Origin of the sequence: Psychrobacter sp. AOP22-C1-C5, assembly GCF_052378885.1 — a bacterium.
Taxonomy (GTDB): domain Bacteria; phylum Pseudomonadota; class Gammaproteobacteria; order Pseudomonadales; family Moraxellaceae; genus Psychrobacter.
Genome location: NZ_JBQSYC010000001.1, coordinates 225,632 through 240,220 on the forward strand (window position 1 = coordinate 225,632; position 14,589 = coordinate 240,220).

Below are 14,589 nucleotides of genomic sequence, written 5' to 3' on the forward strand. Positions count from 1 at the left end.
ACAAGCTTGGATGTGTCGCCATATAGCGTATGACAACACAATTTTTAAACATCTATTTAAGACATCAACCGCCTGAGAGACACGTTAATAATTTGCATTGCGATGCTCTTCTGACTCAGTATCTATCTGCTCTACAAGCTCCTGCATGTCTTCATCCATTACCACCTCTTCATCGGCAGGATAATGACTCGGCAACTCAAGCATTTGCTGCACAAATGCATAGCGCAAGGTATCACGGCGACCCAAATAGCGCTGATAAAAGCTTGAATTTAATAGACCTGCACCGCCTTGACCCATGGCCCATATAGAAGACAGATAATCGCGAGTGCTCAGACTACTGTGCTCATCCTTTAGATAAGCACTGATAATATCAATCAAACGTTTCATACGTTGACGGCGAATATCATACAGCTCACCAAATAAGCGATTAAGACCTGTCACCGAGGCGGCCAAGCGTTCTTCAATTTGATTAAGTAGCATCGCTTTTTGTGGATTGAACAGCTGCTGAAAAATCATTCGAGCAACACCAGCTGACGGGCAGTCATCAATGCGATTGATCTCAAACAACTGCTCTTCATAGCGAATAATAATACGCAAATAAAGCTCATCTTTACTGGAGAAATGCTTATATAGTGTCCCCTTAGCCAAATCTAGCTGGTCAGCCAAACTGTCTAAGGTGATATCACCATCGCCTGACTCGAGTAACAGTTGCTCTGCCATCGCTAAGATATTCTCTTCTCGTGATTTGAACTGATGCTGACGACTCATAATCTCTCCTAAAAACTGACAAGATTCAGCATACGACTATTGTTTATGTCAGAGCGTCGGCAACAAAAGTATGAGACTATGCGAAGACGGTTCAAAACCACAATAGAAAGTATGCTTACGTTTGCTAAATAATTATTAATATCATATAGTTATACTAAGCATTTGAATGGCTTAACACCTAAAACCATACCGCTAGCTAATAAATGACTGAGTGGTCATAGCATAACCATTTTAGTGATACTGTGCCAGTAAATTTTCAAAGTTTTTTGCAGTCAGCGCGCCCACTTCATCTGCACTACAGCCATACATATCTGCGATACAACTTGCCACAAAGGGTACATATGCAGGCTCATTGGGTCTACCGCGTTTCGGTACAGGCGCTAAATAAGGACTGTCAGTTTCGATAAGTATTCTGTCTTTGGGCATTTTTTGCGCGGCATCTTTGATATTTTGTGCACTCTTAAAGCTGACAATACCTGAAAATGAGATATAAAACCCTAGATCTAACGCGCGTTTTGCGGTATCCCAGTCTTCGGTAAAGCAATGGATAATGCCATGCTCAGCGCCTTCGCTTTTTAAGATATCAATCGTATCTTCTTTGGCATCACGCATATGTATCACGAGCGGTTTTTTTAGGCTTTGGCTGGCGTGAATATGACGAGCAAGGCTGTCTTGCTGCTCTTTTTTATTCTCAGTTGACCAGTAATAATCTAGCCCTGTCTCCCCTATTGCCCATACATGATCGGCACTGGCTGTGTCTATCAGCCGCTCGACGGTGGCTGATCGTAAGACACTGATGTCCTCACAAGGATGTATGCCCACACTCATTCCCAAGTTGAGCGTCTCATCACCATAAGTACTAACAATTTTGGCAATCTCATCATACTCATCAAAATCACACATGATGGCCATTGCACGGCTGACGTTGGCTTCTTTCATAGCGGCAATCGCGCCGGACAATTGACCATCGTACTTCGTTAAATCCAAACGGTTAAGATGACAGTGACTATCAGTAAACATAAGCGATCTCGTTAAAAAATTGAGTCAAGAATTTAAATTCGTATTAATGTTTATTGCTCTAAAGAAGGCTGTTTTCAAGTGGCTTAGAAGCTCTTATTCTTGAAATATGCTACTACTATATAATATAGCCAATAAATACCTAAACCTAATGCAGTGGCACGACTCGCATTACCTCTTCTATAGTCGTCACCCCTTCACTAATACGCTTCGCTCCAGACAAGCGAAGTGGTTGCACTCCTTCTCGGTACGCCTGTTGTTTTAGTACGTCTAAACTCGCATCAGCGGCGACCAGTTTTTTTAACTCATTTGATAACGGCATGATCTCATATAGGCCAACGCGGCCTTGATAACCTGTGTGGCGACAATGCTCGCAGCCCTGTGCTGTATAAATTTGTGCTGGCACTGACGCACGCCACGGTTGTACCAACTCCTGCCATTGAACGGCAATCTCGCTATCTGGCATCACATCAATTGCTTTTTTACAATGCGGACAGAGTGTTCGTAATAAGCGCTGTGCCATCACGCCCAGTATGGTCGCTGACGTCAAAAACGGCTGAATACCCAAATCATGCAGACGAGTTAAAGAGCTTGGCGCATCATTAGTATGTAATGTTGATAGTACCAAGTGCCCTGTCAGCGAGGCTTGCACGGCCATATTTGCCGTTTCGGCATCGCGAATCTCCCCGACCATAATGATGTCCGGATCTTGGCGCATCAGTGAGCGTATACCATCAGCGAAATGTAAGTCTACGCCAGGATTGACCTGCATTTGATTGAAAGCTGGCTCAATCATCTCGATAGGATCTTCAATGGTACAAACATTGACTTGCTCGGTGGCCAGCTGTTTGAGCGTACTATATAGCGTGGTGGTTTTACCTGAGCCAGTTGGCCCTGTAACGAGAATGATCCCATTAGGATTAGCAGTCAATTCGTGCCACGTTTCAAGCTGCTTGCCAGACAAACCGAGTTGAGCAAAGGAGCGCACTAGCACTTCAGGGTCAAACACACGCATGACCAACTTTTCTCCAAAAGCGGTCGGCATCGTGGACAGTCGCAGCTCAGTCTCTAGCCCTTTTGGGGTGCGAGTTTTTAGGCGACCATCTTGCGGTTTTCGTTTTTCTGCAACATTAAGTCGTCCCAAGATTTTGATACGCGCGGTTACCGCCACTATGATTGCCAAAGGCATCTCATAAACGGTATGCAGCACGCCATCGATCCGAAAGCGCACCTTACCTGTCTCACGGCGTGGCTCTAGATGAATATCGCTGGCACGCTGCTCAAAGGCATATTGCAATAACCAGTCGACGACTCTGACGATATGCTGGTCATTGGCATCAGGATTGGTATTGTCACCCAGTTGCAGTAATGCTTCGACATTAGTGACGTCCGCTGCTGCGCGTTTATGGACACTATTTGCGCCAGCTATCGCTTGCGTGACCTGATAAAACTCTCGTCGGTAGCGGCTGATCTGGTCAGGGCTGATATAAACCGTACGATAGCTTTTAGATTTTATCAGCTTTTCGATACTTGCCTGCCAGTCAGTATAAAACGGCTGGTCTGTACCAATGACCACTTCATCAACCTTCACTTCAACTGGCAAAATATGCTGCAAGCGTGCATATTCAAAGGACATCAGCTGTGTGACTGCTGGGACATCGACTTTCAATGGATCAATACGGACGAGCGACATATTTGCCTTGCTAGCCAGCCATTGATTCAGCCACGCTAGCGTTAATTTAGTCTCAGGGTTTTGATCAAGGGCATGGCCATTCGGTAAGCCAAACTCACTAATAGTAATTAATGGATGCTGCGCTTTGTCACGACGGCTCGTAATCACTAGATTGTAGCCACGTTGATCGATTACTTTATCTGCCAGTAATTCATCTAGGCACCAACGCAAATCAATCACTATCGAATACTTCTGGGCAGACATATTTTTCTTCTTTTATAATTGGTGAAAATTGAAATATTGTCTCTTAAAATACAGTTTCGTTGGTATAATCAGGTCGCCAAAAAAGAGAGTCAACAAGACTGGGATAAATTTTTTGTAGCCTCTGTCTGCGAAGGCACAGCAAGCAAGAAAAATTTATCTCAGTCTCGCATCATAATATTGTGTATCAATTTTATGTAGTATCGACTATACATTCATTTGGAAATTCGTACCAAACTAAAACCTACGCAGTTAACTCATGTCCACAATGGCGATTATCTGTAATTGTCCTGACTCTATCAACTGGAAGGTGATATCTACCGATTTGTAGCGCATCACAAACGACGTTTTTTTGTCATTACGACGATAGGCTGGACGCGGGTCTTGCCCGATTAACGATTTAATAACATCGATATCCGAGACGAGCAATTCGTTTTGTATGTTGTGTATAAATGCAGCTACCGTAGCAGGTTCTGTGCCGATATTCTTATTGCCGCTTTTATCACTATTTTCGTTAGACTTTTCTACATCAATCAAACTTATAAATTGACCATAAGCCACTTCAGTAATCGTCACTTCTAACAATATAGGAGCAGCTGGAGCAAAGCCACTCTCTGCGTGGGCGATAGCATCACTGTAGGCAACATAAGGTTTGATATCGACAATTGGCGTAGCATCGATCATGTCTGCGCCGCTAATAACTAATAACACGCGCCCTTGTACGACTTCAATACGTTCAAGCTTAACGACAGACAATCCCAACGATGAAGGTCGATACATACTACGACTGGCAAATACGCCTATCTTTTGATTGCCACCCAGTCTTGGTGGTCGTACTTGCGGGCGAAAACTGCTATCTGCTTTATTGACGGAATTTTCCTTATTGATATAGTTTTGATGAAACTGCCAACTGACCCAAATGTGACTGAATGCTTCTAAACCGACAAAGGCCGCTGGCGTATCATAAGGCACTAGCATTTCGATGACACTGGTCAATGCCACCAGATTGGGCTGTCTTGGCGCACCAAATTTTTGCGTTAGCGGCGCACGATGGTAGCCAATAATTGGCACAGGATGATGATTATCTTGAGGCGCATTTTCACCAGACATAGACCAACTCCAATAATGACAAGCTGCTCTTAAAAAACAGATCTGTCTAATCTTACAAAATTACTCGCTAACGATATTCCATTTTATCATGCCACATAGTCGCTGCTGGACGGATTTTTATTTTAAAGTTTGATATGATGAGCGAGCAATTCGATGACAGCCTTTTAAATGCATACGCTATCGCACTTTTTTATAGACTTTTAAGGCATCTCTACGTACTTATAACTACCGAATAAAATGTTAGAATAGCGCTCAGTTTTTAGTTAATGAATACATGTCATTATCTAGCGCTTGCAAAATTGATGTTTTAACAACAACAATTTAGATAAGCATCAATGCTCTAATACGTTTTTAATTTACCATTGAAAATGTTGATTTAATACTTATTTAAACTTAACGACACAGATAGCAACTTAATAACGAGGACTTTATGTCAAAACTTCGCACCGAAACGGTCACAGAGGTTCATCATTGGAATGACTCTCTATTTAGCATCAAAACCACTCGTGATGACGGCTTACGTTTTCGTAATGGCGAGTTTGCGATGATTGGAATCGTTGTCGATGGCAGGCCTCTATTGCGTGCTTACTCGATTGCTAGCCCTAACTATGAAGACCATTTAGAATTCTTCTCTATCAAAGTGCCAGATGGTCCCTTAACTTCACGCTTGCAGCATATTAAAGTCGGCGATGAGTTGTTGGTCAGCAAAAAACCAACAGGGACACTCGTACTAGACGATCTGCTACCGGGCAAACACCTCTATATGCTTTCGACAGGCACTGGCATGGCGCCGTTTTTAGCGTTGGCGCGTGATCCTGAAGTTTATGAGCGTTTTGAAAAAATTATTTTGGTACACGGTGTACGCCATGCAGAAGACTTGGCTTATCGTGATATGTTTGAAAACGAGCTACCCAATGACGAAATCTTTGGAGAATGGTATCGTGAAAAATTCATTTACTACCCGACCGTTACTCGTGAAGAATTTAGAAATCAAGGCCGTGTAACTGATTTGATGAAATCAGGCAAATTGTTTGAAGACATTGGCTTACCGCCTATTAACAAAGACGATGATCGTGTCATGATATGTGGCAGCATGCCTTTTAACGCAGAAGTCTCAGCGATTTTGGATGATTTCGGCTTGACGGTTTCACCGCGTATGGGTGTACAAGCAGATTATGCCGTTGAGCGTGCTTTTGTCGGATAGAGAAATTTAATCAAGAATTATAGTAAATAATTCTTGACGGCTAAAAATAGGCTGCTATAATACGCAGCCTATACAGAGTTAACCCTGTAGCCCAATTCGATAATATCTATTTAATAGAGATTATCACCTTACATGCCAGTGTGATGGAATTGGTAGACATGACGGATTCAAAATCCGTTGCCTTTAAAGCGTGTCGGTTCGAGTCCGACCACTGGTACCATTTATATTAACTAAGGCTTACAGCATTATGTAAGCCTTTTTTATTGCCTACGATTTAATACTATTTTAAAAAAGTAATCACACAGTAATCTTTTCCAGATTTTTAGGCGTAGAAAAGCCTCACCCATAAAGGCGAGGCTTTGATCTTTAAACTCTATTTATAAGAACAACAATCCCAAACCAATCACGATACCGCTGACAAACAAAACAATGACACAAAAACCCATGATGTCTTTGGCTTTGAGTCCTGCGATTGCCAGTGCTGGTAGCGCCCAAAACGGTTGAATCATATTGGTCCATGCATCACCCCATGCAACCGCCATAGCCACTTTAGCTGGATCACTGCCTAACATTTCTGCTGCTTCTAACATAATTGGTGCTTGTACCGCCCATTGTCCGCCCCCTGAAGGTACAAAGAAGTTGACAAGTCCAGCACTCAAGAATGCAAAAAGGGGAAGTGTTTCCGCCGTCGAAATGTTAACGAACGCCTCTGACATGATGGCTGCCAAACCAGACGCTGTCATCATGCCCATAATACCTGCATAAAATGGAAACTGAACGATGATAGCGCCTGCGCCTTTAACCGCTTCTTGAACGGCAATCAAATACTTACGCGGCGTTCCGTGAAATAAGATACCGAGGAATAAAAACATAAAGTTGACCAAGTCGAGCGTCAACGCAAATCCGTTTTGCACAAAATAGTAAACAATAAAGGCAATGCCCATTGCACCTATGACCATTGATAAAAGCCAGCTGTTTTCTAAACGCTCAGCTGGTGTCATGTCCGCTTTTTCTGGCACTGCCTCCACAACTGGATCAACCAAAAGCTTGGGATCGACAGTCACCGTGTCCTCTGGTTTTGGCATCATTAATCGATTAAGTAGAGGTACGATAATTACTAATGCGATAACGATGATTACGTTGTAACTGGCAAAAATGGTGGCACTCGTGGGAATGATACCGATTTTGTCAGCGAATGGATGTCCTTCTGTCGCAATCGATAAAGGAATTGAACCAGAAAATCCAGCATGCCAAATGATAAAGCCAGAATATGCACTAGCGATAAGCAAACGGTAATCAACGCCTTCAACGCGCTTTGCCAGCTCTTTGGCGAATAGCGCACCAATCACCAAGCCAAATCCCCAGTTTATCCAACTCGCTGCTAATGACACCAAGGTTACTGAAATGATCGCACTACTGGGTGAATTTGCAAAACTTGCAAGCTTACCTAAGCCTTGTTTAAATATGGGACTGCTTGCCAGTACAAAGCCTGTGACGAGTACCAGTACCATCTGCATTGAGAATGCAAGTAATGCCCAAAACCCTTCACCCCAGAACGCAACCATTTGCACTGGTGAAGAATCCGTCAACCCTAAACCCAGTAAAAAAATCACAACGGTTAAGATAATGACGAACAAAAACGGATCGGGTAAATACTTCTCCATCAAGCTGTTCGAAAAACGTGTAATCCCTTTCATGTCTTACTCCCTGTTTAGCCAAATATATATTTTCAACAAAAAAGAGTACCTCTAAATGAAGGCACTCTCTTTAACGACTTACTCACATAGATTTTATACCAGAAAATAACTGTTACTCTTACCAATTTTTATTAAAACACATAGGGTTAAAAGCAAAAAATAAGATTTTCTGAGTCAGGTTAGTGTTTGTTTGTGTATTACTCATCAACACTTAAACATCAAATAATCGCAGGTATCGACAATACAGCAACGTAGTAACCCATGAATTGACAGCCAGTGTTAAACGAAAAGTGCTTGGACAATAGACCACCCAATAACCCCAATCCTAAAACGGTAAACACCCCGACCAATCCACCTTCCCAGATACTAATGACCAAAATCAAGCCGATAAAGGTAGCAATAATGGCTTCGTGACTGATTTTTCTGACGACAAATAACGCAGCGTTTCGGGCGTAGTTCATTGAAAAAGGATAGGCAATAATAGCGGCGAGTATCACCGATAATAGACCGTAGAAAAGAAAATCCATCGGACTGAGTAGATGGTGCAAATTGTTACCAGCGACCTCAGCAGTTTCAACATTAAAAACAGGCGGTGCGTTGAATAAAGGCGCAGCAGGACCAGCAGCAACTGGACTGAGCGGCAAACCAAAAGCGATCAATGGAATCAAGGCTTCAGCAATATAAGTCGATTCCGTCACGCCGTTTTTGGAAGACAAAACCGTCGTCAATCTGTGATACGTATTTTTGATACGCGAACCGACGAACTCGCCCAATATGACAGTCATGGCTACTGGACTGAACACAAAGGTCGCGCTAGAGATGAGCGATGTTATTGCCGTAAACTTAATCTGCGTCTTGTTTAAAATCTTAAAAGGATTAGGAAAATAACCCTGCCACAGCTTTAAATCTGGCGCGACTTGCACCTCATTATACTTGTCTCGAGCTTGCGCCTTTCTGCCCGACGGACTCATCACGGTAAATAAATCTGCGATCAAAGGGCCGATAGCAATGGCTAAAAAGAAAGTAACGCCAAGACTGGTATCATATTGTCCATTAAAGGCCTTTAGTGCCAATATAAAGGTTACAAAGGGAATAAGCAGTAGTACGGATGCCCATTTACCTTTAGAAAAATAAGCAATCAATATGGCTGCCACCAAAAATATCCATGGGGCAAATTTAGTAATGATATCGCCAAATGGTGCTAGTACTAAGGCAAATCCGACAGCAGCAACCACCGCAATAAAGGCTGATATGATCGAGCTTGAAATCATCTTTTTGAGCGCAATATGCGGTATGCCCAATTTCCTTAAGAGGTCAGCCTCCTCTAACATAGGCGTCGCCATCGTATCACCAGGTATGCCCAAAAGCGCCGTTGGTATGGAATGCGTCATATGTTTCGACACTGCGCCCGCCATCCAAAAAGTAAAAACTGCGGCAGGCGGCGCACCAATGATGATTACCATCAAGGTGAGCGGCACCATGGTTGCGGTCTCATCGGTCCCCGATACCATGCCGATTAACGAAAAAATAATGGCCCCTGCGACGCCATACATTAGCGCTGGCCAAAACTGAATCAAAATTTCATGTAACATCGCCTTCTTCCTTGAAGTCTGTATTTTTAGCTAATGGCTTTGTGCATTAGCTGATGGCTCTTATGTAAATGCTGAAAAAACAGTTAGGGGTTTTTCTTGGCTATGACTTCCGCTTCTTGAAATACTGTCATCAGTTGTAATAAATCAAGCTCCTTTTTCACCTCAGACGGCAGATCATCGACGCTGGTGTAATTCGGATCGTCTTTTATCAAATCCACAATAAAGGCTTTGACGTTTTCGCTATTGTCCTCCTGACTTGATATGACAGTCCTTGCTGGTTTAAACATAACAACGCAAATAAAGCCCGAGAGCAAGCAGCCGCCCAGACCAATCAGCATTGCATAACCATTGAGTAGAGTCGTGTCTCCTGACAAAGAAGACAGAAAGAACTTGGCTAACAAAAAGGTTCCTGTACTCACAACGCTACCAATCACAATAGCGAGTAGCATTGACCTAAAATCAACCGTATCACCCCATACTTCGACCAAGTGGTCGTTTGAACGTTCCATATTCGTGTTCATATTGATGCTCATCCTTGTCATCATGATCCATTTAGCATGTCCAGCCATAAACGCTTTTTACATGCGATTTTTATTGCGTAAGCTCGCCAAAATTTCCTCAGCCACGTCGATACGTATTTTGCCGCCCTGAACAAGCCTTTCAGTTACCTGATCGACTTCATTGGATTGCGCCCCTGCCATCACTGCGATATTTTTTGCATGCAATGACATATGACCCTTTTGAATACCTGTGGTGACTAGAGCTTTCATCGCTGCAAAGTTTTGTGCCAATCCAACTGCGCAAGTAATCCGAGCCAGCTCGTCTGCAGAATCGATATCGAGAATCGCTAAATTTTGCTGAGCCGTTGGATGCACCTTTGTCGCCCCCCCAATCAATCCTACGGCCATTGGCAGCTCCAAACTGCCGCATAAATTACCGTCTTTATCGATGCCCCAACTAGATAAGCTGCGGTATCGACCTGTCTTACAAGCATACGCATGCGCGCCCGCTTCTATCGCACGCGTGTCATTCCCTGTCGCGAGAATAACGGCTGATATGCCATTCATAATGCCTTTATTGTGAGTGGCTGCCCGATAAGGATCTGAATCTGCAAATCTAAAAGCGGACAGCATCGCATCTCTGACCACTTCCCCGCCTATGTCCTCAGTTCGCCACGTGGCTCTTGCCATAGATAATCGTTTGTCTGCGAGGTTTGATAGAATCCTCATGTTGGCTTTGGCCTTCGTCCAACTCTCCAGTACGGGCGACAATGCTTCGACCATAGAATTGACCGCATTTGCGCCCATAGCATCGCAGGTATCCACAAAAATATGGACGATGACGTTATATTCATGACCATCATCTAAGACCCTGACCTCCATCCCTTTGAACCCGCCTTTTAAATTCACCAACAGTGGATCGACTTCGTTACAAATATTTTTAATCTCATGCTCATTTTCAAGGATGATTTGCTTGGTAATCATAGGATTAATGACATGAATCAATTGAATCTGACCAATCATTATGTGCTCAGAGGTGTGCGTAAAAAACCCGCCCGTGTCTCGACATTGTCTTGCAGCATTACAAACAGCGGCAACCACTGAAGACTCCTCCGTTGCCATAGGAATCAGCCTGTCTTTACCATCGATAATCATATTAGTCGCCACGCCAATGGGTATATTCATGGTGCCAATGGCGTTCTCGATCATATTATCGACGGTCTGAAAACCCGTATTGCCTGTGTCTAAAAAGTGCTGTTGACTGAATACGCTGCCGCCCAAAAATTCAGCGATTTTGTCTAGGCGTTGACGGTGTTCAAGTTTGTAAAAACTAGAGATTCTTGAGGAAGAAGTTGATTTTTCCATGAGATTACGTCCTGTAAAGTGATTCCTTAGACTTCCGCAGTAGTGCTAGCGAAGCTATTTATCGTTAATTCATTTAAAAAAGTACGGTGCTACTGGGATAAATTTTGCGAAACGTCTGTCACGCGGGACAGCCAGTGAGGAAAATTCATCCCAGTAGAACACGATGACCGTATATACCACTTTTATTTTGAATTGACTATATGATAGAAATACCATGAGGACAGGTTTCTTCCAAGGGTACAGAAATGCTTTTTGAGCTAAAACTGTACCCATTTTTGCTAAGCTTCACTGCTCTAATGAGTGTATTGATTTGACAAAACAGACACGTATAATCGACTTACGTTAAAAGCGATAAAGTGAGATTGCGATGGCAGCTGCTGGGATAAATGTTTCGCAGACTGTGTTGAACGTTGCATGAGGCAGAAGGGTTATATAAATGAAAAGCTGTTAAAAACTGGCGATAGTAAAAAAGCGTTACTCTTCAGACTATTGATAATGAAAATTTTTCTATTACCTATTGAACACCTCTTTTTCAATGAAGTTAACCGTCGTTTGATCGATATAGAATTTATTGATTCTTAAGGCAAAATAAGTGTTTTCGCAAGGAAAAAACAGATTGCCTGGTGCAATAAAAATACTATTTTTTCTTGCGGCGCTAACGACTTTTTTGTCATCCATTGGAATGCGAAACCATAAGAAATGACCACTAGGGTTATGAGGATAGAGCGCCAATCCATCGACTTTACTTAATGCTTTTATCGAGTCAGCCGACTTCTCGTATGACAGGGTTTTGAGAGCTTGCAAATGACGATGCAAAGTATCACTACTGATTAAGTGATTTAAAATATTCTCAGTTATTGACGAGGTATTAATGACTGTGATCATTTTTAGCCGTGTGAGTGATTTGATTACAGGCTTAGAAGCGACTATAAACCCACACCTTAGTGACGCCGACACGGTCTTCGAGAAACTACTTAAATAAATGACAGGAGAGTCTTCAGCGAAAAGATAACTAGCAGCTTTGTCTCTGATGAGCAAAAAAGGATCATCTTCAACAATAAGGACGTTGTGCTTCAGACATATTGACTTGATAGATTGCATGTTTTCTATGGTTAAATCTGTCCCTGTCGGATTATGTGCAAAGGGCTGCAAAAATAAAACTTTAGGATGATTTTTTTGAATGATCGTCTCTAAGTTATTAACATCCAATCCGAATTTGGTTCTTTTTATGGCCATCATGTTGATGTTATTTAATTCAAGCTTACTAAATAGCGGGTAATAGCCAGGCGACTCTACGATGACATGATCCCCCTTATCTAAAAAGTGTCTGATGATCAAATCCAAACTGTGGTTTGTGCCATACGTCATTAATAAGTTCTGAGATTCAATGCTAAGATCATGATTTTTGAGTATGTCGGTAATTAGCTCTCGAAGCATGCTGTTGCCAGCTGGGTCACCATAACCATGATCAAGATATAACGGTTTGTCTCCTTCGTTTGATGGCCCCAAATAACTGTCGAGCTTTAATTTATCCATATACTCTTTAGGATATCTGCCTTCACCTGGTTTGTGGTTGTATTCATTAACAAGCTGTTGTTCTAGTAGATCAGTACCATTGTAAAAATTGGTTAAATCCAGCATCGTACTGTGCGTTTGTTTATTGGATAAATCGTTACCCACATAAAATCCTGACTTAGGAAGTGCCTTGATCCATTGCTGCTCCAACAAAATATTGTAAGCATTCACTATCGTGTTTTTTGACACGTTGTATTTTTTTGACATGGCTCGAATTGACGGTATTTTATCCCCCACTTCTTTTCTACCAGACTTAATGTCATCAATGACCAATAGACAGATTTCTTCGAACTTTTTCACAGGCAAACTCCGCTTTGGACATCCGTCATGTAATAACATTTGGTAGTCTATTATCTGCGACAAATGACCATACCGCATATCGTCGATACCAAATAAAATGAAAGCATCACATTATAGTACGCGGCTGGGACAATTTTTTTGTTTGCTGTGCCTACGCCGACAGAGGCGTCAAAAAACTTGTCCCAGCCACGCCAACTTTATCTTCTATTAAACTGACAATAACTTACACCTATCTTGAAAAGTGATGGCAGCATACCTTAATCAAATGTGTGTGTGATTACTGTTTTTAAATGCTGCTTTTAGACATGGGATGATATTGGTTGCGATACCTAATAATTGATACTGAACCCAAGCTATGCGTCAGGTAAAATATAGACCATGACAACTTCTAAAACCCCAAGCCCTCGTAAGATTATCCACATAGACATGGATGCTTTTTACGCCAGTGTTGAGCAGCGTGACTTTCCTGAGCTGCGCGGCAAACCATTGGTGGTCGGCGGCGATCCAAGCGGTCGCGGCGTTGTGGCCGCAGCCAGTTATGAGGTGCGTCAATTTGGTGTGCGTTCTGCCATGTCGTGCTATGAAGCGCGTAAACGCTGTCCAGACGTTATATTTGTAAGACCTCGCTTCGATGTATATCGAGCGGTCAGTCAGGACATTCGTCAGATCATGTATAGCCTAACACCTCATGTTGAGCCATTATCATTGGATGAAGCTTATCTGGATGTCACAGGTCTACAAGTTCATCAAGGCTCAGCCACACTCATGGCCAATTGGCTCAGAGCTCAAATCTTAGAACATACCGGTTTAACGGCCTCTGCTGGGGTTTCATTTAATAAAATGTTGGCCAAAATTGCCTCCGATATCAATAAGCCCAACGGCACCGCCATCATCACACCGGCAGATGCCGATGCTTTTATTAGCACCTTACCTATCGAGCGTTTTCACGGTATTGGCAAAGCAACGGCTCAGCGTCTGCACGCCATGGGAGTGAATAATGGTGCTGATCTTAGACGCACGCCAGCTGCTGTACTGGTGCAAGAATTTGGCAAACGTGGACAGTTTTATCATGATATTGCGCATGGTCGCGATGAGCGTGCAGTAAAATCAGAGCGTACCCATAAATCTGTTGGTTCGGAGACCACATTTGCAGATAATTTAAATGATGATGACAAATTACGAATACACATTTATGAGCAAAATGAGGACGCATTTAATCAAATGCAAAAAAAACAGCTTATAGCTTATACCATTACGCTAAAAGTGAAATATGCAGACTTTACTCAAATCACCCGTTCACACACACTATCAACTGCTTTTGATAGTGCCAAATCTGCTCATTATTGGTTGGACAAACTGTTTTCGGACATTCCACGCCAGCTGCCAATTCGGCTTGTCGGTGTTACTTTTTCATCGCTCACACCCGCTACAGAATTATTGCCTCAGTTAAATTTATTTGAATAATATTTAATATAAATGATTCTAAAGCGCATTGTTGATTATTTATTATTAAGTTTTTCGCTTAGGC

Annotated in this window: 11 protein-coding genes and 1 tRNA gene; 3 read left to right on the plus strand and 9 right to left on the minus strand. The window is 42.6% G+C overall.

Going from position 1 to position 14,589, the window contains the following annotated elements:
- Positions 1-84: 84 nt before the first annotated feature.
- The 4 genes from ACT3TH_RS00870 to tsaA form a co-directional block, all read right to left on the minus strand.
- A complete protein-coding gene (locus tag ACT3TH_RS00870; protein WP_444753972.1) occupies positions 85-768 on the minus strand; it encodes a TetR/AcrR family transcriptional regulator in 684 nt (227 codons plus the stop codon).
- Between the two features lie 231 nt (positions 769-999).
- Complete coding sequence (locus tag ACT3TH_RS00875) at positions 1,000-1,788, minus strand: TatD family hydrolase (protein WP_444753973.1); 789 nt, start codon at positions 1,786-1,788, stop codon at positions 1,000-1,002.
- Positions 1,789-1,933: 145 nt separating this feature from the next.
- Positions 1,934-3,721, minus strand: a complete 1,788-nt coding sequence (locus ACT3TH_RS00880) for a GspE/PulE family protein (protein WP_444753974.1) — start codon at positions 3,719-3,721, stop codon at positions 1,934-1,936.
- 249 nt (positions 3,722-3,970) lie between these two features.
- Positions 3,971-4,828 carry a tRNA (N6-threonylcarbamoyladenosine(37)-N6)-methyltransferase TrmO gene (gene tsaA, locus ACT3TH_RS00885; RefSeq protein ID WP_444753975.1) on the minus strand — a complete coding sequence of 286 codons (858 nt, stop codon included), beginning with the start codon at positions 4,826-4,828 and terminating at the stop codon, positions 3,971-3,973.
- A gap of 430 nt (positions 4,829-5,258) precedes the next feature.
- On the opposite strand from tsaA, the gene ACT3TH_RS00890 reads away from it, so the two are divergent.
- Together ACT3TH_RS00890 and ACT3TH_RS00895 are read left to right on the plus strand one after the other, a co-directional pair.
- The gene (locus tag ACT3TH_RS00890; protein WP_201594848.1) at positions 5,259-6,032 is read left to right on the plus strand and encodes a ferredoxin--NADP reductase; all 774 of its coding nucleotides are present in this window, start codon (positions 5,259-5,261) and stop codon (positions 6,030-6,032) included.
- A 134-nt stretch (positions 6,033-6,166) separates the two neighbouring features.
- A tRNA-Leu gene (locus ACT3TH_RS00895) sits at positions 6,167-6,252 on the plus strand.
- Between the two features lie 157 nt (positions 6,253-6,409).
- Here ACT3TH_RS00895 and ACT3TH_RS00900 read toward each other — a convergent pair.
- The 5 genes from ACT3TH_RS00900 to ACT3TH_RS00920 form a co-directional block, all read right to left on the minus strand.
- Positions 6,410-7,729 (minus strand): short-chain fatty acid transporter, encoded by a 1,320-nt coding sequence (locus ACT3TH_RS00900; RefSeq protein ID WP_444753976.1) that lies wholly within the window; start codon positions 7,727-7,729, stop codon positions 6,410-6,412.
- Between the two features lie 218 nt (positions 7,730-7,947).
- Positions 7,948-9,321, minus strand: coding sequence for a tripartite tricarboxylate transporter permease (locus ACT3TH_RS00905; RefSeq protein WP_444753977.1), 1,374 nt, complete (start codon positions 9,319-9,321; stop codon positions 7,948-7,950).
- An 83-nt stretch (positions 9,322-9,404) separates the two neighbouring features.
- Complete coding sequence (locus ACT3TH_RS00910) at positions 9,405-9,842, minus strand: hypothetical protein (RefSeq protein WP_444753978.1); 438 nt, start codon at positions 9,840-9,842, stop codon at positions 9,405-9,407.
- A 57-nt stretch (positions 9,843-9,899) separates the two neighbouring features.
- Entirely contained in the window at positions 9,900-11,186 is a 1,287-nt protein-coding gene (locus tag ACT3TH_RS00915; protein ID WP_444753979.1) for a hydroxymethylglutaryl-CoA reductase, degradative, read from the minus strand.
- Positions 11,187-11,696: 510 nt separating this feature from the next.
- Positions 11,697-13,061: an aminotransferase-like domain-containing protein gene (locus ACT3TH_RS00920; protein ID WP_444753980.1), complete on the minus strand. Its 1,365-nt coding sequence runs from the start codon at positions 13,059-13,061 to the stop codon at positions 11,697-11,699.
- A gap of 378 nt (positions 13,062-13,439) precedes the next feature.
- Here ACT3TH_RS00920 and dinB point away from each other — a divergent pair, with 378 nt between their 5' ends.
- A complete protein-coding gene (gene dinB / locus ACT3TH_RS00925; RefSeq protein ID WP_444753981.1) occupies positions 13,440-14,525 on the plus strand; it encodes a DNA polymerase IV in 1,086 nt (361 codons plus the stop codon).
- Positions 14,526-14,589 lie beyond the last annotated feature (64 nt).